This is a genomic window from Kitasatospora sp. NPDC088548 (genome assembly GCF_044753005.1).
GTDB lineage: Bacteria > Actinomycetota > Actinomycetes > Streptomycetales > Streptomycetaceae > Kitasatospora.
Genome location: NZ_JBIVMI010000003.1, coordinates 89,587 through 112,973, shown reverse-complemented (window position 1 = coordinate 112,973; position 23,387 = coordinate 89,587). Strand labels below are relative to the sequence as shown.

General features: G+C 73.9%; 22 protein-coding genes. 12 read left to right on the top strand and 10 right to left on the bottom strand.

Annotated features, from left to right (window positions below):
* Window positions 1–60: 60 nt before the first annotated feature.
* The 5 genes from ACIP82_RS05985 (at window position 61) to ACIP82_RS05965 (ending at window position 5,229) form a co-directional block, all read left to right on the top strand.
* On the top strand, window positions 61–1,305 hold the full coding sequence (locus tag ACIP82_RS05985; protein WP_400651334.1) for a glycosyltransferase family 4 protein: 1,245 nt from the start codon (window positions 61–63) through the stop codon (window positions 1,303–1,305).
* The gene (locus tag ACIP82_RS05980; RefSeq protein WP_400651332.1) at window positions 1,302–2,585 is read left to right on the top strand and encodes a glycosyltransferase; all 1,284 of its coding nucleotides are present in this window, start codon (window positions 1,302–1,304) and stop codon (window positions 2,583–2,585) included. The genes ACIP82_RS05985 and ACIP82_RS05980 overlap by 4 nt, the downstream gene beginning before the upstream one ends.
* Window positions 2,582–3,481 carry an SGNH/GDSL hydrolase family protein gene (locus ACIP82_RS05975; protein ID WP_400651329.1) on the top strand — a complete coding sequence of 300 codons (900 nt, stop codon included), beginning with the start codon at window positions 2,582–2,584 and terminating at the stop codon, window positions 3,479–3,481. The genes ACIP82_RS05980 and ACIP82_RS05975 overlap by 4 nt, the downstream gene beginning before the upstream one ends.
* A 148-nt stretch (window positions 3,482–3,629) precedes the next feature.
* Window positions 3,630–4,778: an NUDIX hydrolase gene (locus tag ACIP82_RS05970; RefSeq protein ID WP_400651327.1), complete on the top strand. Its 1,149-nt coding sequence runs from the start codon at window positions 3,630–3,632 to the stop codon at window positions 4,776–4,778.
* Between the two features lie 37 nt (window positions 4,779–4,815).
* Window positions 4,816–5,229: a DUF6188 family protein gene (locus tag ACIP82_RS05965; RefSeq protein ID WP_400651325.1), complete on the top strand. Its 414-nt coding sequence runs from the start codon at window positions 4,816–4,818 to the stop codon at window positions 5,227–5,229.
* 85 nt (window positions 5,230–5,314) lie between these two features.
* Here ACIP82_RS05965 and ACIP82_RS05960 read toward each other — a convergent pair whose 3' ends face one another.
* The 5 genes from ACIP82_RS05960 to ACIP82_RS05940 form a co-directional block, all read right to left on the bottom strand.
* On the bottom strand, window positions 5,315–5,689 hold the full coding sequence (locus ACIP82_RS05960; protein ID WP_363613823.1) for a hypothetical protein: 375 nt from the start codon (window positions 5,687–5,689) through the stop codon (window positions 5,315–5,317).
* Between the two features lie 74 nt (window positions 5,690–5,763).
* The gene (locus tag ACIP82_RS05955; protein WP_400651322.1) at window positions 5,764–6,159 is read right to left on the bottom strand and encodes a roadblock/LC7 domain-containing protein; all 396 of its coding nucleotides are present in this window, start codon (window positions 6,157–6,159) and stop codon (window positions 5,764–5,766) included.
* Window positions 6,160–6,241: 82 nt separating this feature from the next.
* Window positions 6,242–7,330, bottom strand: a complete 1,089-nt coding sequence (locus ACIP82_RS05950; protein ID WP_400651319.1) for a DUF4388 domain-containing protein — start codon at window positions 7,328–7,330, stop codon at window positions 6,242–6,244.
* A 94-nt stretch (window positions 7,331–7,424) separates the two neighbouring features.
* Window positions 7,425–7,808 carry a hypothetical protein gene (locus ACIP82_RS05945; protein WP_363613817.1) on the bottom strand — a complete coding sequence of 128 codons (384 nt, stop codon included), beginning with the start codon at window positions 7,806–7,808 and terminating at the stop codon, window positions 7,425–7,427.
* A 691-nt stretch (window positions 7,809–8,499) separates the two neighbouring features.
* The gene (locus tag ACIP82_RS05940; protein ID WP_363613815.1) at window positions 8,500–9,117 is read right to left on the bottom strand and encodes a TetR/AcrR family transcriptional regulator C-terminal domain-containing protein; all 618 of its coding nucleotides are present in this window, start codon (window positions 9,115–9,117) and stop codon (window positions 8,500–8,502) included.
* A gap of 239 nt (window positions 9,118–9,356) precedes the next feature.
* Between ACIP82_RS05940 and ACIP82_RS05935 the strand changes: the two genes are divergently transcribed.
* The 5 genes from ACIP82_RS05935 (at window position 9,357) to ACIP82_RS05915 (ending at window position 16,755) form a co-directional block, all read left to right on the top strand.
* Window positions 9,357–10,970, top strand: coding sequence for an amidohydrolase (locus ACIP82_RS05935; RefSeq protein WP_400651316.1), 1,614 nt, complete (start codon window positions 9,357–9,359; stop codon window positions 10,968–10,970).
* 323 nt (window positions 10,971–11,293) lie between these two features.
* Window positions 11,294–12,814, top strand: a complete 1,521-nt coding sequence (locus ACIP82_RS05930) for an APC family permease (protein ID WP_363613811.1) — start codon at window positions 11,294–11,296, stop codon at window positions 12,812–12,814.
* 256 nt (window positions 12,815–13,070) lie between these two features.
* The gene (gene adhP, locus ACIP82_RS05925) at window positions 13,071–14,084 is read left to right on the top strand and encodes an alcohol dehydrogenase AdhP (protein ID WP_400651312.1); all 1,014 of its coding nucleotides are present in this window, start codon (window positions 13,071–13,073) and stop codon (window positions 14,082–14,084) included.
* Window positions 14,085–14,193: 109 nt separating this feature from the next.
* On the top strand, window positions 14,194–15,612 hold the full coding sequence (locus ACIP82_RS05920; protein WP_400651309.1) for a hypothetical protein: 1,419 nt from the start codon (window positions 14,194–14,196) through the stop codon (window positions 15,610–15,612).
* 132 nt (window positions 15,613–15,744) lie between these two features.
* On the top strand, window positions 15,745–16,755 hold the full coding sequence (locus ACIP82_RS05915) for a hypothetical protein (protein ID WP_363609012.1): 1,011 nt from the start codon (window positions 15,745–15,747) through the stop codon (window positions 16,753–16,755).
* Window positions 16,756–16,909: 154 nt separating this feature from the next.
* Here the strand turns inward: ACIP82_RS05915 and ACIP82_RS05910 are convergent, their stop codons facing one another.
* Window positions 16,910–17,431 (bottom strand): putative immunity protein, encoded by a 522-nt coding sequence (locus tag ACIP82_RS05910; RefSeq protein ID WP_363609014.1) that lies wholly within the window; start codon window positions 17,429–17,431, stop codon window positions 16,910–16,912.
* 173 nt (window positions 17,432–17,604) lie between these two features.
* On the opposite strand from ACIP82_RS05910, the gene ACIP82_RS05905 reads away from it, so the two are divergent.
* Window positions 17,605–18,267, top strand: a complete 663-nt coding sequence (locus tag ACIP82_RS05905; RefSeq protein WP_400651304.1) for an alpha-ketoglutarate-dependent dioxygenase AlkB — start codon at window positions 17,605–17,607, stop codon at window positions 18,265–18,267.
* A gap of 50 nt (window positions 18,268–18,317) precedes the next feature.
* On the opposite strand, the gene ACIP82_RS05900 is transcribed toward ACIP82_RS05905, so the two are convergent.
* The 4 genes from ACIP82_RS05900 to ACIP82_RS05885 form a co-directional block, all read right to left on the bottom strand.
* Window positions 18,318–18,503: a nucleotidyltransferase domain-containing protein gene (locus ACIP82_RS05900; protein WP_400651301.1), complete on the bottom strand. Its 186-nt coding sequence runs from the start codon at window positions 18,501–18,503 to the stop codon at window positions 18,318–18,320.
* Between the two features lie 48 nt (window positions 18,504–18,551).
* The gene (locus tag ACIP82_RS05895) at window positions 18,552–19,400 is read right to left on the bottom strand and encodes a carbohydrate ABC transporter permease (RefSeq protein WP_363609020.1); all 849 of its coding nucleotides are present in this window, start codon (window positions 19,398–19,400) and stop codon (window positions 18,552–18,554) included.
* Complete coding sequence (locus tag ACIP82_RS05890) at window positions 19,397–20,374, bottom strand: carbohydrate ABC transporter permease (RefSeq protein WP_400651298.1); 978 nt, start codon at window positions 20,372–20,374, stop codon at window positions 19,397–19,399. Before ACIP82_RS05890 ends, ACIP82_RS05895 begins: the two co-directional genes overlap by 4 nt.
* Before the next feature lie 285 nt (window positions 20,375–20,659).
* Window positions 20,660–21,970 carry an extracellular solute-binding protein gene (locus tag ACIP82_RS05885; RefSeq protein WP_363609024.1) on the bottom strand — a complete coding sequence of 437 codons (1,311 nt, stop codon included), beginning with the start codon at window positions 21,968–21,970 and terminating at the stop codon, window positions 20,660–20,662.
* 321 nt (window positions 21,971–22,291) lie between these two features.
* Between ACIP82_RS05885 and ACIP82_RS05880 the strand changes: the two genes are divergently transcribed.
* Window positions 22,292–23,206, top strand: coding sequence for an IclR family transcriptional regulator (locus tag ACIP82_RS05880; protein WP_363609026.1), 915 nt, complete (start codon window positions 22,292–22,294; stop codon window positions 23,204–23,206).
* Window positions 23,207–23,387: the final 181 nt, after the last annotated feature.

The following is a 23,387-nucleotide window of genomic DNA, read 5'->3' as shown; positions in this document are numbered from 1 at the left end:
TTCGTTTGCGCGACAGATCCCTTTGGCCGCGTGCACGCCGGGCCCGGACAGAACACTGGCATGCGCGTCGTCATCGTCACCGAATCCTTCCCGCCCGAGGTCAACGGAGTCGCCCACAGCGTGCTGCGGACGGCCGAGCATCTGGTCCGCCGGGGTCACCAGCCGCTCGTCATCACCCCGGCTCCCGCGCACGGCGCCGACTGCCCGCCGCACACCTTCGGGGCCGGTCCCGGGGCGGCCGAGCTGCCGGTGGTCCGGATCCCGTCCGTCCCGCTGCCCGGTTATCCGCAGGTCAGGATCGCCCTGCCCAGCCGCCGGCTGGGTGCCGCCATCGCCGGGCACCGGCCCGATCTGGTGCACCTGGCCAGCCCGTTCGTGCTCGGCGCGCGCGGTGTGCAGGCCGCCGCCCGGCTCGGTGTCCCGGCCGTCGCCGTGTACCAGACCGATCTCGCCGGGTACGCGCACGCCTACCGGGCCGGGCGCGGTCTCGGTGAGGCCGCCGCCTGGCACCGGATCCGGGCCGTCCACCGCGCCGCCGCGCGTACTCTCGCGCCGTCCACCCCGGCCGCGCAGGACCTCACCGCGCACGGGGTGCCGAGGGTCCAGCTGTGGCCGCGCGGGGTGGACTCGGTCCGCTTCCACCCGCGTCACCGTGACGAGGCACTGCACCGGGCGCTGGCCCCCGGCGGGGAGGTGCTGGTCGGGTACGTCGGGCGGCTCGCGCCGGAGAAGCGGGTCGACCTGCTGGCGGCCGCCTCGGCGCTGCCCGGGGTGCGGGTCGTGGTGATCGGCGACGGGCCGTCGGCGCCCGGGCTGAAGGCCGCGCTACCCGGCGCGGTCTTCCTCGGCCGCCGTACCGGGGACGAACTCGCCCGCTGCTTCGCCACCTTGGACGTGTTCGTGCACACCGGCCCGCTGGAGACCTTCTGTCAGACCATCCAGGAGGCGATGGCCAGCGGCGTCCCGGTGGTCGGTCCGGCCGCCGGCGGTCCGCTGGACCTGGTCGCGCACCGGCGGACCGGCCTGCTGGTGCCACCCCGGGACGGCGAGGCCGTCGCTCGGGCGGTCGCGACGCTGGCCGGGGACAACGCGCTGCGGGCCGCCTACGGGCGCGCCGGACGGGCGGAGGTGACGGCCCGCACCTGGGAGGCGGTCGGCGATCTGCTGCTGCGGCACTACGCGGAGGTGCTGGCGGAGCACGGGGGCGGACCGGCGGAGGGGCCGTCGCTCGCCGCGGACCCGCCCGCGCCGGTGGCTGCACCCGCGGTGGCTTCGGCGGTGGTGACGGAGGGGCTGTCGGCATGACCGGGGACGCACTGCGGATCGTCAGGATCGCCAACTTCGTCACCCCGGTCTCGGGCGGGCTGCGGACGGCGCTGCGGCACCTCGGCGCCGGGTACCGGGCCGCCGGGCACCGGCCGGTACTGGTCGTGCCCGGCGCGACGCGGTCGGAGGAGGAGACCGGGCAGGGCCTGGTGGTCACCCTGCCCGGGCCGGTGCTGCCCGGCAGCGGCGGCTACCGGGTGCTCACCGACCGGCGGGCGGTGACCCACGAACTGACCCGGCTGGCGCCCGACCGGCTGGAGGTCTCGGACCGCACCACGCTGCGCTGGACGGGCGCCTGGGCACGGCGGCACGGCGTCCGCTCGGTGATGGTGTCGCACGAGAGCGCCGCCGGGCTGCTCCGCAGCTGGGGCCTGCCCGGCCCGGTCGCCGACGCCGCCGCGGACCGGCTCAACGGCCGCACCGCGCGGGCGTACGACACCGTGGTCTGCACCACGGACTGGGCGGCCGCCGAGTTCCACCGCCTCGGCGTCCGAAACCTGGCACGCGCACCGCTCGGAGTGGACCTGACCGCCCTGCGCCCCCTCGCGGCCGACGAGCGGGCGTACGAGCGGGCGCGGTACGCGGAGCCGGCGCAGGTGCTGCTGGTGCTCTGCTCCCGGCTCTCGACGGAGAAGCGTCCCGAGCGTGCCGTCGAGGCCCTCTCCGCGCTGCGCTCGCGCGGCCTGCCGGCCGTCCTGGTGGTGGCCGGGACAGGACCGCTCCGGACGGGGCTGGCCGCCCGTGCCGCCCGGCTGGGACTGCCCGTGCGCTTCCTCGGGCACGTGGCGGGGCGTGCCGCGCTGGCCCGGTTGCTGGGCTGCGCCGATGTGGTGCTCGCCCCCGGGCCGGTGGAGACCTTCGGGCTGGCCGCGATGGAGGCCCTGGCCTGCGGCACACCGGTGGCCGTCAGCCGCTCGTCGGCGCTCCCCGGGCTGGTCGGGCCGGCCGGGGCGGTGGCGGACGACAGCGGCGAGGGTTTCGCCGAGGCGGTCCGGGAGCTGTTGTCCCGCCCGCCGGACGCCCGGCGGGCCGCCGCCCGGGCCCGGGCCGAGCGGTTCGGCTGGCCGGCCGCGGTGGCGGCGTTCCTCGCCGCGCACGGGGCGCGGACAGGGGACCCGAGCGCCGGCGCGGACAGAAACGCGGACACGAACATGAACGGGAACCCCGACGGGGGCGGGGCGCCGGTGGGGCTGCCGAGCGAGGACGCGGGCCGGGAGGCGGACCAGCCGGTCCGCCGCTCCGCCGGGGACGCCCGGTGAACGCGGGCGGACCGGCGGCGCTGGGGGCCGGCCGGCGCGGGGCCCCGGCCGGCGCCCGGCGGGTCGGCGGCCCCGTACGGTTCGTGGCGCTCGGGGACTCGCTCACGGAGGGGGTCGGCGACCCGGTCGCCGACGGGTGGCGTGGCTGGGCGGCGGTCCTGGCCCGGTCGTTGGCCCCGGCGGAGGTGGGCGTCGAGTTCACCAACCTCGCGCGCAGCGGCGCCCTGGCCGTCGACCTGGCGGCCGAGCAGCTGCCGGCCGCGCTCGCGCTGCGCCCGCAGCTGGCCGCCGTGGTGGTCGGGGGCAACGACACGCTGCGGGCCGGGTTCGACATCCGGCGCACGGCCCGGGAGTTGGACGCGGTGCTCGGCGAACTGTCCGGCAGCGGAGCACGGTTGCTCACCGCCTGTCTGCCCGACCCGGGCACCCTGCTACGGCTTCCGCAGCCGCTGGCCCGCCCGCTGGCACGACGGATGCACGCCGTGAACACGGTGGTGCACGCCCTCTCCGCGCGCCATCGGACCGTACACCTGCACCTCGCCGAACTGCCCTGGTCGGCGCAGCGGCACCTGCTGAGCGTGGACCGGCTGCACCCCAGCGCCGAGGGGCACCGGCTGATCGCCCGGCACTTCCACGAGCTGCTCGGCTCGGCCGGGCGTCCGCTCGGCCCCGCACCCGCCCCCGGCCCTGCCGGACCCCCGCCCGGCCGGGCCGCCGACCTGTGGTGGATGACCACCCGGGGCACCCGCTGGGTCGCCGCCCGCAGCACCGACCTCCTCCCCGGGCTGCTCGCCCTCGCCACGGTGGAGAGCGTCGCCCGGCTGCGGGGCACCACCGGCCGGTACGACGAGCAGATGGCCCGGGCGGCGGCCGCGGCGCTCGCCTCGCTGGGGTGACGCGCCCCGCCGGGCGACGGTGCGCCGCCGGGGTGACTCCGCGCCCGGCGGCGGGTCGGGTGACGGCGGGGAACCGCCGGGGTAGAAGTCAGTGTCGTTGCGGGGAACGGTCGGGCGTGCGCCCGGTCCGGCGGAGGGAGTTGCGTTGGTGGTCTCACCGCCTGCGGGCGATCAGGGTGCACCGGGTCAGGACGGGCGCGCCGGGCGCGAGTTGCTGGCCGCGGCCGGGGTGCTGTTCCCGGACGAACAGGGTCGGGTGCTGGTGGTGCGGCTGCCGTACGACCGGGAGCATCCGGTGGCCGTCCCCGGCGGGGGCTGGGAACCGCAGGACCTGTCGCCGCGCCGGACGGCCGTCCGGGAGATCGAGGAGGAGCTGGGGTTCACGCCCGGGCTGGGGCCGCTGGCCTGCGTGGACTGGACGCTGGACCACTTCCGCCCGCCGATCGCGGCGTACCTGTACTGGGCCGATCCGCTCACCCCGGCGCAGCTCGCCGCGATCACTCCGGACCCGGCCGAGGTCGGCGGCTGGGTCTGGCTGACGCCGGAGCAGGCCGGCCACGCGCTGCCGCCCCGGCTCTCCCGGCGGGTCACGGCCTGTCTGCGGGCCCCTCGCTCGGCCGGTCCGCTGGAGCTGGAGGACAGCCTGCCGGCCGGGCACACCCTCGACCACCTGACGGTCGAACCGCCGCCCGAGTACACCCGGCTGGCGGGGCTGCCCCTCACCGGGGCGGCCGCCCTGGCCGCGGTCCGTCCGGCGGCCGAACCCGTGCCCCCGCTGGACCGGGACACCTACATCGCCACCCGGCCCCGGATCCGGGCGAAGGCGCGGACGGTGTTCACCGACCGGTCCGGGCGCGTCCTGCTGGTGCGGCTCAGGCCCTGGCCGGGGACCGGGGGCGAGGTGCCGTACTGGGTGCTGCCGGGCGGCGGTATCGAGGCGGACCGCGAACTGCCCCGGGCGGCGGCCCGGCGCGAGGTCCGCGAGGAGCTGGGCTGGGACCGCGAGCCGGGCCGGCTGCTGGCCGTGGACTGGCTGCCCGGGCACGCGGCGGCCCCGGCGAGCGGGCGGGACACGGCCGTGCTGGTGTACCTCTTCGACGGGGGCACGGTGGCGGAGGACCGGCTCGCCTCGATCGCCCTGGCCGAGGACGAGTTGGCGGAGTGGCGGCTCTGCGCTCCGGCGGAGGCCCGGGCGCTGCTCTCCGACTCCTCCTGGGCCCGGACGGAGGCCGCCCTCGCCGCCCGCGCCAGGACCGGCGGGCCGGCCGAGCTGGTCCGGGGGCGGCCGGCGGACTGACCGGGCCCCGCGGTCCCCGGTGGGCCACACTGGGGGCATGACGAACGGGATCGGGAGTGTGCTGGCCGGTCGCCGGGTGGAGTCCGTCACTGGCGGCGCCCGGCTCGACATCACGCTCGCCGGGGCGGTGACGGTCCGGGTGACGCACGAGTTCAGGTTCGCCGTGCCGTCCGGGGTGGAGCGCTTCTACCCGGCGCTGACCGTCCGGCCGTCCGGCCCGCTGCTCGGGCTGGTGGGCCGGTCCGTCGGCGCCGCCCGGGTGACGATGGCGGGCGGGCTGGAGCTGGCCTTCGACGGGGGTGGCGAGCTGTCCGTTCCGCCGCACGCGCTGGTGGCACCGTGGAGCGTGTTCACCCCCGGTGGCACGGTCTGCTCCGGTCTGCCGGGTGGCGAGGTGGCGTGGGCGGAGCCCGAACTGCAGCGACCCGGGCGGTGGTTCACCACCGGGTGATCCGGGTGCGGGCCGGCACGGCGGCAGCCCCGGCGGGACCCCGCGCCGGGCGGTGCGGGGTCCGTACGCCGCCGGGCGAGCGCCGTCAGACCTCCAGGTCCGCCTCGATCCTGGTCAGTTGGTGACGGGCCATGGCCAGGTTGGCGCGGCTCTTGTCCAGCGCGAGGTAGAGGAAGAGGCCCTTGCCGCCCCGGCCGGTGAGCGGTCGGATCAGGTGGTACTGGCTGCTCAGTGTGATGAGGATGTCGTCGATGCCGTCCTGCAGGCCCAGCATGTCCATGGTGCGCATCTTGGCCCGGACCACGTCGGTGTTCCCGGCCGCGGCCACGTTGAGGTCGATGCCGCCGGGGCCGTCGAGCGTGGCGAGCGCCATACCGCTGTTGTAGTCCACGAGCGCGGCGCCGATGGCGCCCTCGATCACGGTCATGGCCTGCTTGAGCGCGCCTGCTGCGTCCGTCATGTCGGTCACTCCAGTTCGTTCGGTGGGTGCTGGTACTGGTGCTGGTGCTGGTGTTTCGGATGGGGCGGGCGCGGTCAGCCCACCTCCTTGGGGTCCTTGGGCGCGAGGGTGTCGCTGAGGAGCGCGGCGACGCGCTGGGCGGAGCGACGGGCCTCCAGGTGCAGTCGGCCGACGTTCACGTCCGGGTGCGCCAGCAGGGTGAGCACGCAGCTGCCGCCCGCCGTGTAGGTGGCGACGTAGCCGTTCTCACCGCGGACCAGCGACTCCCGGAACTCCCCCTGTCCGGTGGTGTCGGCTAGCCGCTGCGCCAGTCCGAGGGAGGCGGCCGTCATGGCCGCCAGGCCCGAGGGCTCGGTGCCGTGGGTGTCGTGCGCGACCAGCAGGCCGTCCACGCTGGCCACCAGGCCGCCCGCGAGGTGCGGGACCCGATGCCTGAGGGCGCGGAGCTCGGCCAGCAACTCGGTCTCCAAGGCGATCAGTTGTCTCCTTCCGACACGCTGCTTGAGCGCCCGCCTCATGACCGCGAGGGCGGGGTCGCGGGCGGAGAGTGGTTCAAAGTCGGGCCTCCAGAAGGGTCAGGACCCGGGTCAGCAGCGCGATGTCCGGGTCGGGGGCGGTCAGCGGGTGGGCCGCTGCCGTGGTCGGTGGGTGGGCCGCCCGGACGGGCCCGGCCTGGGCCGGCCCGGTCAGTGTGGCCCCGGGGACGCGGCGGTGGAGCCCGCCGGCGGTGCGGCCGGGGGCGGCACGGTCGGCAGGGCTCCGGTCGGAGGAACTCCGGTCGGCAGGGCTCCGGTCGGGGGTGGTGCCGCCGGACGGGGCGGCGTGGCGGGGACCGCCGCGCCCCGGGGTGCCGCAGCCGGGCGTGGCGAGCAGTCCGGCGGCGGCGAGGCGGCGGACGTCGGCCGTGGTGGCGAAGGCCGAGTGACCGAGCAGCCGGGCCAGCTCCCCCGGGGTCCTTCGGCCGTCCGCGTGGTCGAGCAGTTCGCGCTGGCGGCGGCTGGGCGAGCGGCGGTACCGGCCTCGGGCACCTGGTCCGGCACACGCCTCGCGGCTCTCGGGGATCCCCGCCTCGGACGGGCGGACCGGCTCGGTGTCGAGCTGCGGCCAGGGCCAGATGCGCTCCAGCAGCTGACGTCTGCGCTCGACCTCGCGGCGCAGCCGGTGGGCGCCGACCGCCGTCACCGGGCCGAGCCAGTGCCGCACGCCCGGTTCGAAGCGCCAGGGCCCGGCGGTGGCATCGAGGACGAAGAAGGCCGCGTCGTAGAGCGCCCCGAGGTGACAGAGCTCGAGCTCGCCGCGGGTGAGCCGGCCCTGCTCGACCAGGGCGTCGCCGACCCGGCAGCGCGGGCCGTGGACGCGGAGGATCTCCTGCCAGGCCTCGGGGGTGATCCGGCCGCAGCCGGTCAGCAGGGCGGCCAGGTCGGGCGCACGGTCGGATTCGGCGTGCACCACCTGGCCGGCGGCGAGGTAGACCGTGCCGGCGGGGCCGCGCAGGGCGCCGGTGGCCCTCTCCCCGGCCAGTCGCTCGACGGCGTCGGCCGGAGTGGCCGGGGCCTCCTGGACAGCCGGGGCGCCCTGGGGCTCCCGGGCCGCCGGGTGGCGCGCCGGCGCGGCGCCGAGTGGCGACGATGTAGCGTTCATGCCAACCACCTCCGGTCGTCGGACAGTTGACGCGATGGCCGAATCCTGACGGCGAATGCCGGACACCCGGCCGACCGGGCCGCGAGCAGGCGCATCACCCCAGCACCAGCTCCTCGGCGAGCGCCTGGAGGCGATACCGGGCCGCGGCGAGGTTGCCCTCCGAGCGGTCCAGCCAGAGGTGCAGGACGAGCCGGCTGTCGAAGACGGTATCGATGAAGCAAAGGAGGTGGTAGCTACGGCCCGCGGTGACGATGATGTCCTGCAACGGCGCACGCTTGTCCTCCGCCCCGGTGAAGGTCTGGCTCTCAACAGCCGCCCGCACCAAGTCGGTTGCCTCCGCCGCCGCGGTCTCGTGCTCTCCGGTGGGGCTGATTCCGAGGCTGCCGAGGGCAAGTCCGCTGCTCCAGTCGACCAGGCTCGCGGAGCGGGCACCGGCGATCGCCATCGCCCCGGACAGGCATTCGTCGATACCCGGCACACCGGCTCCTTCGGAGGGTTCTGGGGTAGCCGGAGACGCTGGGCAGACACCGGCCGAACTGCCACGACCGGTGGCTGGTTCGACACGGAAGGCTACTGCCGGATTCCATATGACGAACATTCCAATGGCATATTCACATCACAACCGACCACTTCCAGCCAACCTATGACGGTACGTCAGGCGTGACGACCCGACGAACCCGCTGGCCGAACCGGAGGATGGAGAGCGGCCCACCGGCCCACCTGGATCGGGACCTTGGCCGATTGTCGGCCGCTCCACAGGGTTTCGAACGCCCGATGCGCTAAGGCCGGCCACCCCCGTACCCGGGCACGGGAACCGGATTCCGCCGCCGGGCGTCCGAACGCCCGGGAAACGACAAAGCGGCCGTTCCGGGAAGGAACGGCCGCCTTGGGGTGGAGCGCCAGGCCCGGGTCGAACGGACTCTTCCTACTGAAAGTAGGACGTGCTCCGGTAGCACCTCTGACGCCTGTCCGAGAGATCATTTCCTCTCGACGATTAGAACATTAGCAGGTCATCACACCTGATCAGAAATCGAACGAGAGGAGGCCGCGGATGGAACCGGCAGAGCTTCAGCCGCGCGCGACGCGCATCCACGACCGGTACGACGAGCCGAACCGGCGGGAGCGCGGGCAGGTCCGGACCAGGAAGGAGTTCATGGGCGACAGGACGGTCAGCACCTCGCGGACAGCAGCGCGCGGTAGCCGGCGATCAGGGCGGTGAGCCCCAGCTCGAAGGCCTGGTCGGCGCGGTGACGGCCGGTGGGAACGGCCTCCAGGGCGGCGGCCAGGCGCGGGGTGGTGCCGCGTTCGACGGCGTCGACCATGACGGCGGGGGCGACCAGGTCGAGCGCGGAGCCGAGGATGAAACTCTCCAGCGCGGTGATCACGCTCATCACGTCCTGCGGCGCGAAGCCCGCGCCCTCCAGGGTGGTGACGGCGCGCTCGTACAGCTCGTGCATGAACGATTCGGCGAGCGGGGCCGTGGCGAGCAGCCGGATGATGCCGGGGTGCTCGGCGAAGGCGTCGCGGTAGGCGTGCGCCCAGGTGCGCAGCGCGTCGTCCCAGGGCTGGTCCCACATGGACTGCTCGCCGATGGTGCGGACGAGTTCGGCGCGCATCAGGGCGACGATCTCGGCCCGGCCGGCCACGTGGTGGTAGAGCGCCGAGGGGCTCACCTTGAGCGTCCCGGCGAGGGCCGGGATGGTGAGATCGCCCGCCTCGTCCACCAGCCGCAGCGCGGCGTCCACGATGCGCTGCCGGTCCAACAGTGGTGTGCGCGGCCTGGCCATGCGCGTCCCCGCCCTTCGCTTCCGCTTCCCGTCCGGACCGTCCGTCCGTCCGTCCGCACGACTCGTCCGCGCGGCCCGTCCGCGCGGCCCGGCAGGACGATCATCACTCAAGATCATCGTTACCGAAATGTAACCGAATGACTTTCAATAAAACTCTTCCGCAGCTCGCGGCAACGCGCCTACGGTAACCGAACCCCATTCGGTTAGACAGGTCACACTGGGAGAGGACGCACCCCCGCATGCGTGCCGACACGATCTTCACCGGAGGCCGGATCCACACCGGCGACCCCGCGAACCCGCACACCACCGCCCTGGCCGTCACCGCCGGCCGGATCACCGCCCTCGGCGCGGAGGCCCTGGCCCTGCGCGGCGAACGGACCGAGACCGTCGACCTGGCCGGCGGCGCGCTGCTGCCGTCCTGGGGCGACGGCCACGTCCACCCGCTGCTCGGCGGTATCGGTCTGCGCGGCGTACCCGTCCGCGACTGCACCAGCCTCGAGGAGGTCGTCGAGGCCGTCCGGCTCTGGGCCGAGCAGCACCCCGAGGCCGAGTGGATCACCGGCGACGCCTTCGACCCGTGGCTCGCCGAGGGGGGCCTGTTCGACGCCGCGCTGCTCGACGCCGTCGTCCCCGACCGCCCGGTGCTGCTGCGCACCATGGACCACCACACCGGCTGGGCCAACAGCGAGGCCCTGCGCCGGGCCGGCTACACCGCCCGCACGCCCCAGCCCGTCAACGGCGAGATCGTCCGCCGCCCCGACGGCAGCCCGCTCGGCACCCTGCGCGAGTTCGGCGCGCTCAACCCCGTACGCGCCCTCGTCCCGCTGCCCGAGCTCGACGAACAGGTCGCCGCCCTGCGCGACACCACCACGGCGCTCGCCTCCGCCGGCATCACCTGGATCCAGGACGCCTGGGTCGAACCCGCCCAGGTCGACACCTGGCTCGCCGCCGTCCGGGACGGCCACCCGCTGGCCGTCCGGGCCGGGCTCGGCCTGCTGCTGGAGCCGGACGGCTGGCGCGAGCGGCTGCCCGGCCTGGCCGCCGACCGGGCCCGGATCGAGGCCGAGGGCGGCGGGCAGCTCACCGCCCGGGCGATCAAGTTCTTCGCCGACGGCGTCATCGAGTCCGGCACCGCCGCGCTGCTGGAGCCGTACAGCGACTGCCCGCACTCGCACGGCGTCGCCAACTGGACCGGCGACGAACTGGCCGAGGCCGTCACCGCCGTGGACGCGCTCGGCTTCCAGCCGCACATCCACGCCATCGGCGACCACGGCGTCCGGATCGCCCTGGACGCCGTCGAGGCCACCGCCCGCCGCAACGGCCCCCGCGCCCGCCGCCCCGTGATCGCCCACGTCCAGCTGGTCGACCCGGCAGACCTGCCGCGCTTCGCCGAACTCGGCGTGATCGCCAACTTCGAACCGCTCTGGGCCCAGACCGACCCGCTGATGACCCAGCTCACCCTCCCCCGGCTCGGCCCCGAGCGCGGCGCCCGTCAGTACCAGATCGCCGCCCTGCTGCGCAGCGGCGCCCGGGTCTCCTTCGGCAGCGACTGGCCGGTCACCCGGTACGAGCCGCTGGCGGGCCTCGCGACCGCCGTCACCCGGCAGACCCCGGACGGCCTGCCGGACGGCGGCTGGGTCCCCGAGGAGCGGATCGGCCTCACCGAGGCGCTCGCCGCGTACTCGGCCGGGGTGGCGCACCAGGCGTTCGAGGAGGACGACTGGGGCGTGCTGCGGCCCGGTATGCGCGCCGACCTGGTGCAGCTGGCCGCCGACCCGTACGAGGTGGCGCCCGGCGAACTGGCCGAGGTCGCGGTGCTGGGCACCTGGCTCGGCGGGCGGCGTACGCACTGACCTGACCGACCCCACCTGCACCACTTGTCCCAGCTGCACCACCTGCCGTAGCCGGCCCGGCCCGGAGCGGCGCTGCCGGGGGCGGGCGGGCCCCGGGCCCCACCCCGGGCGCTCCCTCGCGCTCCCGGCGCTCGCGCCTCGCTCCGAGCGCCCCCTCCCACCCCCGCGCCCACGTCCCACCCCGGGCGCCCCGCGGGCGCCCCCATCCGCGGCGCCGTCGTACCGCGTCTCCCCGCTCGCACCACTCACGGCCGTGCCCGTCCTCGGCACCGTCCGGCCGGATCGTCCTACCCTCGTTCGTACGACCCCAGGAGAGCTCCCCCATGAACCTGCCCTCCGACGCGGCCACCCCGGCCGCCACCCCCACTCCGACCAGGCCGCCCACCACCGCCACGTCGGGGACGGCCCCGGCCACCGGGTCCCGGCTCGGGCGCGGCGTCCTCGGCACCGGCGACATCGTCTTCTTCGTCGTGGCCGCGGCCGCGCCGCTGACCGTGATGGCCGGGGTGGCACCCTTCGCGATCGCCTTCGGCGGCATCGGCGCACCCGTGGCCTACCTGGCCACCGGCGTCATCCTGGCCCTGTTCGCGGTCGGCTTCACCACGATGACCGCTCATGTGAAGAACGCCGGCGCGTTCTACGCGTACGTCACCCGCGGCCTCGGGCGACCGGCCGGTCTCGGGGCCGCGCTGCTCGCCGTGTTCTCGTACAACGCCATCCAGATCGGCATGTTCGGCGCCTTCGGCTACTTCGCCCACACCACCGCCGCCGACCTGCTCGGTCTCGACCTGCCCTGGCCGGTCTGGGCACTGATCGGGGTCGCGGTGGTCTGGTTCCTCGGCTACCGCTCGATAGACCTCGGTGCCAAGGTGCTCGGCGCGCTGCTGATCGCCGAGACCGGCATCCTGCTGGTCCTCGCCGTCGCCGTCCTGCTCAAGGGCGGGGCGCACGGCCTGAGCCTCTCCTCGCTCGCCCCTGGCAACGTCTTCTCCGGCGGGATGGGCGGCGTGCTCGGCCTCTCCTTCGCGGCCTTCGTCGGCTTCGAGGCCACCGCGATCTACCGCGAGGAGGCCCGCGAGCCGCACCGCACCGTGCCCCGGGCCACGTACGCGGCGATCGCCTTCCTCGGCCTCTTCTACACCTTCATCACCTGGATGATCGTGCAGGCCTTCGGCGACGCGGAAGCCGTCGCGACCGCCACCGCCGACCCGGCCGGGATGTTCTTCACGGCGATGACCGACTACGTCGGTGCCTGGGCCACGGACGTGCAGCGGGTGCTGATCGTCACCAGCCTGCTGGCCGCCCTGCTGGCCTTCCACAACACGATCACCCGCTACGGCTACGCGCTCGCCGGTGAACAGGCCGCGCCCGCCGCCCTCGGGCGGGTCCACCCGAAGCACGGTTCGCCGTGGATCGGCGGCATCGTGCAGTCGGTGCTGGCCGCGGTCGCGGTCGTCGTGGCGGCGCTGATCGGGGCCGACCCGTACAACCAGTTCTTCCTCTGGGTGAACTCCCCCGGTGTGGTCGGCATCCTGCTGCTCCAGGCGCTGGCCGGGCTCGCCGTGTACGTCTTCTTCCGCCGCAACCGGGCCGCCGCCGCCAGCGCCGGTGTGTTCCGCACGGTGGTCGCCCCGCTCGGCGCGACCGTGCTGCTGTGCGGCGCGACCGCGCTGGTGGTCTGGCGGCTGGATCTGTTCACGGGCGCCGGGCCGGAGGTCAACTGGCCGCTGGTCGCGATCGTGCCGGTGGTCTTCCTGACCGGCGTCGGCATCGCGCTGCGGCTGCGCGCACGGCGGCCCGAGGTGTACGCCCGGCTGGGCACCACCGAGGTGGACGCGGCCTGAACCGCCGGGCGCTGTACGTTCCGCCGTATGGCGTCCCCCACCCGTTCGGCTCAGTCCGAGCTGCGGGCGATCCCTCTTTCGGGTGAAGCTGCTGGCGGCTGCGTCCTGTGCGCGGCCGCCAGAGCGCTCATCGTCTTTCGCGCTTTCACGTCTTTCGCATCGTGACGGCCGGCGCGCCGCCGCGGCTGTCGCGACATTCGTGTCCTCGCGTTCTCCACGGTGGGCGCACGCGCGCCGATCGTCCGAGGGAGAGACCATGAAGGCCGCCGTCGTCCGGGACTTCACCGCACCGCTGGTCATCGAAGACCGCCCGGTGCCCGCACCCGGCCCGCACCAGGTCCGGATCCGGCTCGAAGCCTCCGGGATCTGCCACACCGACATCCACGCCGCCCATGGTGACTGGCCCGTCAAGCCCAGTCCGCCGTTCGTGCCCGGCCACGAGGGTGTCGGCATCGTCGAGGCGGTGGGTGAGCAAGTCCGCCACACCAAGGCGGGGGAGCGGGTGGCGATCGCCTGGCTGGCCGACGCCTGCGGGCGCTGCGACCACTGTGTCTCGGGCTGGGAGACGCTCTGCCTCGGCCAGCACAACAGCGGCTACTCGGTGGACGGCGCCTACGCCGAGTACGCGCTCGCCCACGGTGACTACGTGGTGCCCGTCCCCGACGGCATCGACCCGCTGGACGCCGCACCGCTCACCTGCGCGGGCGTCACCACCTACAAGGCGCTGAAGGTCTCCGGCGCCCGCCCCGGCACGCGCGTCCTGGTCTCGGGCATCGGCGGCCTCGGCCACCTCGCCCTGCAGTACGCCCGCGTCTTCGGCGCCGAGACCATCGCCGTCGACATCACCGACGACAAACTCGCCCTCGCCCGGGAACTCGGCGCCGACCACGTCCTCGACGCCCGCACCCAGGACATCGCGGCCGAAGTCCAGAAACTCGGCGGCGCCGACGCGGCCATCGCGCTCGCGGTGAGCAACGCCTCCTTCCAGGCCGCCTACGCCTCGCTGCGCCGGGGCGGCACACTGGTGCTGGTCGCCCTGCCCGCCGGAGGGAAGCTCGAACTGCCCGTCTTCGAGACCGTGCTGAACGGCACCAAGGTGACCGGCTCGATCGTCGGCACCCGCCAGGACCTCGCCGAGGTCTTCCGCCTGCACGCCCTCGGCCGCACCCGCGTCATCCGCGAAACCCGCAAACTCGACGACGTCAACACCTGCATCGACGACATCCTCGCGGGCAGGATCAGCGCCCGTCTGGTCTTCGACCTGCGCTGACCGCCCTCCGGCCCCCGTCGGCCTTCGTCCGGGGGCCCGGGGCCGGGGGCTGGGGGCCGGGGCCGAAAAGAAGGTGCCCGGGTCGGCGGGAGTCCGTCAGGATGCCACCGTGGATCACGTCCTGTACGGGCTCGCCGCCAACCCGGCTCTGCCGTCCGCCGTCGTCGACCGTCTCATCGCGGAGGCGGGCACAGCTGCGGACGTCCCGACGTTCGCTGAAGCCGACGGCACTGAGCTCGCCGAACATCTCGCCGCCCGGCCGGACCTCAGCCCTTCGCAGGCACGCGCCCTGGCCGCGCATTCGGAGGCCGTCGCCGTGCGACTCGCCTACGACGGCAGGATCGGAGCCGCCGACATCGACCCCGGCAGGCGGCCGGGCGCCGCACTCGCCCTGCTGGACGTGGGCCGCGGGCGGCCGGAGTGGGCGCGCCGGTTCGCAACGGACCCGGTCGTGGAGCGCCGGGTGAAGCTGGCCGGCTGCCCGGGCCTGCCGTCCGAGGTGGCCGAGGCACTGGCGGCCGACCGGGAGACGACCGTCGTCGAGGAGCTGGCGCTCTGGACCGAACGCGCGGACCTGGCCGCCCGGTTCGCCGCCCACGCCGATCCCGGCGTCCGCCGCGCGGCGGCGGCGAACGAGGCGACTCCGGCGGACGCGCTGGCCGTCCTGCTCACCGACTCCCCCGAGATCCAGCAGCCGGCGCTGCGCAACCCGAGCACGCCCGCGCAGGCCGCCGCCCGCTTCGCCGACCACCCCGCACTGCTGCTGCGCCAGGAACTCGCCGCCCGCCCCGATCTGCCCGCGGAGGCCGGCCGACGGCTCGCCGACGACCCCGTTCCCTGGGTGCGGGCGAACCTCGCCGAGAACCCCGCCATCGACGAGCCCCTGATCCGCCGGCTCGCCGCCGACCGCGGCCACGACGTCCAGCGCAGCCTCGCGCACAACCCGCACGTGCCCCTCGACGTCCTGGCCCTCCTCGCCGGCGCCACCCGGATCGGGCCGACGCTGCTCCCCCGGATCGCCGCAGCGTCCCCGGCCGAGGTCGAACAGCTGGCGGTCTCCACCGTCCCGGCGCTGCGGATGCTCCTGGCCCGCCGCCGTGACCTGCCCGCCGCGGTCCGCGACACGCTGGCCTCCGACCCGGACGCCAAGGTGGTGAAGTCCATCGCCTCGCACCCCGATCTCTCCGAAGCCCAACTGCGCTCCGCAGTCGACCGGTTCGGAGCACAGACCGCCGCAGCGGCCGCCGCCAGCCCCAACGCGTCGCCGGCCCTGCTGGAGTATCTGGCCACCGGCCGACTCGCCACCCACCGGGCCCTCCACGCGATCGCCCACCACCCCGACGCCACGCCCCTCGCCCTCCTCGCCTGTCTGGCCCACCCCAAGTCCCGCCGCCCGGCCGCCGCCCATCCGGCTCTGCCCCTGGACACCCTGATCACGCTCCTCGCCGCACCCGACCGGGAGACGGCGCAGGCGGCAGCGGCCAACCCCTCGCTCCCCCTCGGCACCCTGCTGGCCCTGCTCCCCTGACCGGCCCCCGCATCGGCCGCCCCGGCCGACCGAGCGCCGCCGGGACCGCCCCCGCACCCGGCAGGCCGTGATTGGGTCGGGGTGCGCACGGGGATCGTGCAGACAACTACTCATGCCACAGGGGGAGTTGTCATGGTAGACGGGCAGGATCTGGTCAGGGCCGTGGTCGGTGCTCTCGTTCGGACGGCCGCGAACAGCGCGACCTCGACGGGAGGCGCGGCAGTCGACGTCGTGCGGGCTCGGCTGCGCGGCACCCCGGACGGGGCTCAGGCGGTGGACGCGGTGGAGGCGGCCCCGTCGGACCGGCACGCACAGGCCCGGCTGGCCGCCGCCGTCGGCCAACTGCTGGCCACGGACCAGGCGTTCGCCCGCTACCTGGTCACCACCGAACTGGGTCACCCGGCGCACCAGCCCACCCCTCCGAAGCCCGGGGCAGCGACGACGCTGACGCTCCGGGCGGTCGGCGGCATCCCGGGCGGCGGCCTCGCCACGGCCGGCCGCCGCGCCGGCGGCAGTGTCCTGGTGGCGCTGGTGCTGATCGTCGTTGCCGCGCTGGTCGCCCTCGGGATCCACCTGGGGTCGCGCCCCGTCCTCCGGCCCGGTGTGCCCGGCCTCGCGCACGGCGCGGTCGCGCTGCGCGATCCCGGACAGATGCGGGGCGTCCTGCCAGACCTCCAGGCCATGCCCGCCGGGTGGACGCTGGAGAGCGGCCCGAGTGCGGGCACCGGGTCCGGCGGAGAAGTCCGCTGCCTGCTGCCGGACGCCTGCGACCAGCAACTGGGCTACGCGTCAGTGACCTTCCGCGGCGCCTCCCCGTACACCGTGAACTTCACCGTCGTGAGTTTCGCGTCCACCGAGACCGCGCGCCGGGCCTTCGACCTCACCTCCCAACGGGCCGACGGCGCCGCCACAGCCGTCCCCCTGCCCCGGATCGGCGACCAGAGCACGGCCCGGACGACCGGCGGCCACGAGGTGGAGGCCCTGGTCAGGGTCGGCACCACCCTGCTGTACACCCGCGCCACCGCCCCGGACGAGCCCACGTCCCACGACGCGACGGTCCTGACGGCGTTCGCCCACCTGCTGGCCGAGCGGGCCCAGCAGGCCCAGGACGGCCTCACCCCCGACGCCGTCGACCAGGGCTGACGGCGGGCCGTGCCCGGACGCGCATTCGATCACGACGCGCACCGGCTGCTCACAGGCGGGCTCGTCGGGACCGGCGTGGCGGCGGCCGAAGGCCCGTCCGAACCGGCGAGATGCTTGTCGCCCCGGTCGCCCGGGGCGACGCCCCCTTCACCGGTCAGCGGCGAAGGGCCGCGTCGAGCTGGTGGCGAAGCGCCTCCAGTCGACTGCGGCCGGGGCTGAAAACCGGCATCTGCCGCACAATCCCACGAACCGCCGACGGTGCGTGCTCGATCGCCCACCGGATCTCCTCGTCACCGGCGCCGACGTCGTCGCCCGCCGCGAGCTCACGAGCGCGCGCCACGTACATCGCCGGCCCAAGAGCGTGTTTCGCCTGGTGAGGGGTGGCCAATGGGTGGATGTAAGGGGTCGCCGCCGCGTAGCCCGCGGCACGAGCGGCGGCGGTGGCAGCCGGATCGCCGACCTCGCGTGCGGCCACGAGAGCCGCAAAGGCAAGGGAGCGCAGTCGTGCCGTCCGCTTCCCGTCGCGCGCGAAGAACCGGATGCCCTCGATCGCCTCACACGGGCGGATGTCGGACGGAGCCTTCGCCTCGAACAGTGGCAGCACCCGCTCGGCGCAATCGGCAGCCCAGAGCCCGAGAAGCCGACGGTCTTCGTCGCTTATGGTCACGCTGTTCACCCGGACATCCTGCCGGTTCCGGTGCCCCCTGTCGCCGCAATTACGTCCCGCTGCGCAAATGACGCTCCGCTGCGTCGCGCAGAGCCGACCAGTCCGCGCGGGCCCGCCCGGCCCGGTGTCGCCCGTCGCTCGACTAATCGATCAGGTGTTCGAAATGGGCGTACGCTGGAACCATGCACAGCACCGTTCACCGCCAGCCCTCGTTGTTCGACGACGCCGACGGGGGCGGGGCCGGGCTGGGCCCGCTGGCAGGCGTACGGCGGGTGGTGCTCGGGGCGGGGGCCTGGCTGGACGTGCTGCCGGGGTGGCTCGGCGGGGCGGACGAGGTGTTCGAACGGCTGGCGGTGGAGGTCCCGTGGCGGGCCGAGCGGCGGGAGATGTACGAACGGGTGGTGGACGTGCCACGGCTGCTCGCGCACTACGGGGAAGCCGACGAGCCGCCGCACCCGGTGCTGGGCGAGGCCCGGGCAGCGCTGAGCGCGTACTACGCGACGGAACTGGGCGAGCCGTTCCGGACGCTGGGGCTCTGCTACTACCGGGACGGCCGGGACAGTGTCGCCTGGCACGGGGACCGGATCGGGCGTGGCAAGCGGGAGGACACCATGGTGGCGATCCTCTCGGTGGGCGAGCCGCGCGCACTGCTGCTGCGCCCCCGGCCGGGCGGCGCCCGGGGAGGCAACGAAGGCACGCACGTGGTGCGGCAGGTGGTCGGCCACGGGGACCTGGTGGTGATGGGCGGCTCGTGTCAGCGGACCTGGGAGCACGCGATCCCGAAGACGGCCCGGCCGGTGGGACCGCGGATCAGCGTCCAGTTCCGGCCGCGCGGGGTCTCCTGAGCCCCCCCCTTCCTGGCAGGCCCGAACACCCGGAACAAGCTGACTGACCATCAATGATTCAGCACTGCACGTAACTTGGCCATGCCCCCGTGATCACGGGTGAGTTCACCGAGGAAGAAGTCCATCGCCCAGCCGCCGCGCAGCCAGACGCGGACGCCGAGACGGCGGGCGAGTCCCACCGTCTCGGCGATCTGGGCGAGTTGCCGGTCGGCACGCCCCTGGTCCGAAGACCGCACAGACCCCACATCCATGGCCGGGACGCTAGCAGGAACCGGCCGGGCGGCTCAGTCCTTCACCGCGCCCGCGAGCCCGGAGACCAGCTTGCGCTGCACCGCGATGAAGAAGATCAGCACCGGCACGGTCATCAGGGTGGAAGCCGCCATGATGCCGCCCCAGTCGTTCTCGTCCGGCTTGAAGAACACCAGCAGGGCCGAGGGGAGGGTCTGGTTGTCGGTGGCGCTGATGATGAAGGTCTTGGCGAAGACGAAGTCGTTCCAGGCCGCGATGAAGGAGAACACACTGGTCGCGGCGAGGCCCGGCGCGACCAGCGGCAGCAGGATCCGCCAGAGGATGCGGGACCGGCTGGCGCCGTCGATCTGGGCGGCCTCCTCGATGGAGACCGGTACGGCGGCGACGAAGCCGCGCATCATCCAGATGCCGAACGGCAGCGAGAACGCCAGCTGCACCAGGATCAGCGAGGCCAGGGTGTTGAGGCCGATCCCGGGGGCGAACCGGCCCGCGTCGCGGAACATGAAGAACAGCGGGATGGTCAGCGCCTCGACCGGGATCATCTGGGCGATCAGGAACATCACCATGATGGTGGTGCGGAACTTGAACCGGAAGCGGGTCACCGCCACCGCCGCCAGGAAGACGACCAGCGCCGACAGCACCACCACCGACAGGGCGATGACCAGGCTGTTGAGGAAGTACCGGCCGAACCCGTCGACGCTCAGCACCTGGCGGAAGCTGTCCAGCGTGGGGTGGGTGGTCCACGGCTTGGGGTCGAGGGACTGCACCTCGCCCTTGGGCTTGAAGGCCGAGAGCACCATCCAGAAGATCGGGAAGGCGGTGATGACGGCCACCACGATGGCGGTGGTGTTGGCGGCGAACCGCCAGCGGCTACGGGCGCTCACAGTTCATTTCCCGTCCGTCGCAGGGTGCGGATGTAGAAGACCGTCGGGATCACCAGGATCAGCAGCATGATCACACCGATGGCCGCGCCCAGTCCGTACTGGGAGGAGGCGAAGGCCTTCTGGTACGCGTACACGTTGAGGACGAGGTTCTGGCCGGCGATGCCGCCGCCCTCGGTCATCACGTAGATCTGGGTGAAGACCTTGAAGTCCCAGATGACCGACTGGATCACCACGATGGTGAGGATCGGCCGCAGCATCGGGGCGGTGATCCGGCGGAAGGTGTTCCAGGTGTTGGCGCCGTCCAGGGCGGCGGCCTCCAGGATCTCCTCGGGGATCGCCCTGATGCCCGCGTAGAGCGTCACCATCACGAAGGGGAAGGAGTGCCAGACCACCACGGCCCCGACGATCAGGAACGCCGTCCACTTGTCGTAGAACCAGTTGAACTCGTGGAAGCCGCTGAGCCCGAGGTTGACCAGGGTCTTGTTGACCAGGCCGAGGTTGGTGTCGAAGAGGAAGCTCCACACCGTCGACCCGGTCATCGCCGGCGCCGCCCACGCCGCCATCGCGGCGGTGGTCAGGACCAGCCGGGCCACCCGGCCGACCTTGGTCAGCAGCACCGCCAGGGTGGCGCCGACGGCCAGGGTGGCGACCACGCAGAAGGCGGCGAAGCCGATCGTCTGCAACAGCACCGACCAGAACTGGCCGTCGTTCAGGATCTTCTGGTAGTTGCCGAAGCCGACGAAGCTGGTCGGCGCTCCCCCGGACGCCTGGGCCTGCCCGAAGTCCAGCACGGACAGCAGACCGAGCTGGTAGATCGGGTACGCCACCAGCGGGATCATGATGATCGCGGCCGGCAGGAGCAGCAGCAGCGGGGTGCGGCGCCTGCCGCGCGGGGGCGCGGCCGGGCCGGCGCCCCGGCGACGCCCGCTCGGGGAAGTCGGCGCCGCCGGGACGGTCGTGGTGGATGCGGACACGTACGGGACCTGCTCTCTACGGGGCCGGCCTCGGGGACCGGCCGCCAGGGAACCTGCTCTCAGTGAGTGCCGAGTCGGCGCCCGGTCGGGCGCCGGGTGGGCGGCCGAGTCGCCCGGCGGCGGCTGAGTGGCCCGGCCGTCGGGCCACTCAGCGGGGTGTTCTGCGGGGTTCGGCGGGTGCTCGGCCGTTGGCCGGGTCGCTGAACGAGCAGCTCGGCGACCCGTGCGGTGAGCCACTCGGTGAGTCGCCCGGTGAGCTACTCGGTGAGTCGCTCACCGAGTAGCTCAGTGGCCCGCGAAGGCCGAGGTGATCTGGGTTGCCGCGTCGCCCGAGGCCTTCGCCACATCCGCCTTGCCGGTGACGATCTGCTGGAGCATGGTCGGGATGACGGCCTGCGCGTCGATCTGCGCCCACGCCTGGTCCATCGGAACGAACCTGGTCCCGGCCGCGATGGTGTCGGTGAACGGCTTGAGGAAGGCGTCCTTGGCGGCGACCTTGTCGTTGACCGACTTGAGGGTCGGCAGGTTGCCCATCGCGTCGTACATCTGCTCCTGGTAACCGGGGCTCGCCAGCAGCTCGGCGAACTCGACGGCGAGGGTGCGGTGCTTGGCCGCCTTCATCACGCCGAGGTTGTTGCCGCCGCCGAACGCCGGGGCGATCGAACCGGCCTTCTCGCCGGGCAGCGGGACGACACCGTACTTGCCCTTGACCGCGCCCGCGTCGACCTTGCTACGGCTGGAGTTGGGCAGGATCGCCATGGCGGACTTGCCGGCCGCGAACAGGTCGACCGTCTTACCGCCGGTGAGGTCCGCGCACTGCTGGGCGGGGCAGCCGTCGGCGCCGAACAGGTCGGTGTAGCGCTTGATACCGGCCTGTGAGGCGGCCGAGTTGATGTCGGCCTTGTACTTGTCGCCGTCCTTGGCCGCGATGTCGCCGCCCGCGTCCCAGACGAAGGGCAGCGCACCGAAGGTGTACTTGCCGCCGACCGCGATGCCGAAGGTGTCCGGGTGCGCGGCGTGGATCTTCTGGTTGGCGGCGACCAGTTCGTCGTACGACTTCGGCGGGGTCAGCCCGGCCTCGGTGAAGAGGTCGGTGCGGAAGTAGAGGGCGCGCACGCCGACCCACCAGGGCAGGCCGTAGGTCTTGCCGTCCAGCACCGCGGTCTTGGCGATCGCCGGGTCGAGGTCGCCCTTGTCCTTCCACTTGTCGAGGTCGGCGCCGATCTCGGCGAGGCCGCCGGCCGCGACGTAGCCCGGGAGATCGGTGTTGCCGAACTCGACCAGGTCCGGGGCACTGTTCGGGTCGTTGAACGCGCCCTTCATCTTGGCGGCGCGGGCCGAGGCGTCGGTGTCGATGTAGCTGACGTTGACGGTGACGCCCTGGTGGGAGGACTGGAACTCGGCGACCGCCTTGCTGATCACCGCTTCCTTCGCCGCGTTGCCGGCCTCGTTGTACAGCCAGACCTGCAGCGTGCCGGTCTTGTCGTCGCCGGCCTTGTCGCCGGCCGGCAGCGCGGTGCCCGGCGAACAGGCGGCCGCCGCGATACAGGTGGCGGTGAGAACGGCGGCCGCAGCGGTCCGTCTGATGAGTCGCATGGGTGGAGACCTCCCCTCCCGACAGTTGCCGCCGAGACGTGCGCCGCTGGGGACGGGCGCGTCGAAGCAGGCCCTGACCGGGGCCGATGGTGGGTGCGTGAACGCGTTGATGTGGGGGTACGGCAGAGCGACCGCTCGGGTGGGCTGCGTCGCCTGCTCGATGCCAGGGACGTTAGGCGGGGGCCCTCGCGGGCAACAAGAGGCACTTCGGGAAGTTTTGCACTGCACAACGCCGTGTCGAAGAATCGGCGAACGCGACGCGAACGGGTACGGTCTGACAACCGCCGCAGTCCAGCGGTGATACGAGAGGGGATCGGGCCGATGACGGAGACGGGGACCGGGGCGGAGGCCGGCGCCGAGGAGCCGCCGGCCGCCGGTACGGCCGACGCTGCAGCCGGTGGTTCGGCTGGTGGTTCGGCTGAGGCTTCGGCCGGTACGAAGCCGAAGAAGGCCACGACCGGCGACCGCAACCAGTCGTCCTCACTGCGCCGCGCGCTGGCCGTCCTCGGCTACGTCCGCGACCACGGCGATGGCCGCGGCGTACCGCTCGGCCAGCTCGCCGACGCGCTCGCCCTCAACAAGAGCACCGTGCTGCGGCTGACCGGCCCTCTGCTCGACGAGCACCTGCTCGACCGCGACCGGGAGACCGGCTGGTTCCGGCTCGGCCACGGCTCGCTCCGCCTCGGCCAGGCCTACCTCTCCACCCTCGACCTGCGCGCCGTCGCCGCCGAGCACCTGCGCCGGCTCCAGCGCGAGGCCGGCGAGACCGTCCACCTCACCGTCTGGCAGGCCCCGGGGATCGTCTACCTGGACAAGGTCGAGGACGAGACCAACGTCCGGATGGCCTCCCGGGTCGGCAGCCGGGCACCGGCCTACTGCACCGCCACCGGAAAGGCGATCCTGGCCTGGCTGCCCGAGGAGGCCGTCACCGAGGTGGTCGCCGCCGGACTGCGCCCGGTCACCGCCTGGACCATCGCCGACGAGACCCATCTACGCGCCGACCTGGCCAGGATCCGGGCCCGCGGCTACTCGATCGACGACCGGGAGAACGAACCGGAGGTCCGCTGCGTCGCCGCCCCGATCTTCGACCACACCGGCGAGGTGACCGCCGCCCTCTCCGTCTCCGGCCTCACCTCCCGGATGACCGCCGCCCGCGTCCGCACCCTCGGCCCCGTGGTCGCCCAGGTCGGCCTGCGGATCTCCCGCGAACTCGGCTCCGACCGCCAGCCCGGCTGACACCCGCCGGCAGGCCCGCCGAGACAGCCGGAAAACGGAAGAGGCCCGGTGCCTGAAACGGCACCGGGCCTCACCCGAATGCAGAGCGCCAGGCCCGGGTCGAACGGACTCTCCCTACTGAAAGTAGGACGTGCTCCTGTAGCACCACTGACGCCTGACGAGGAATCATCTCCCTCGCGAC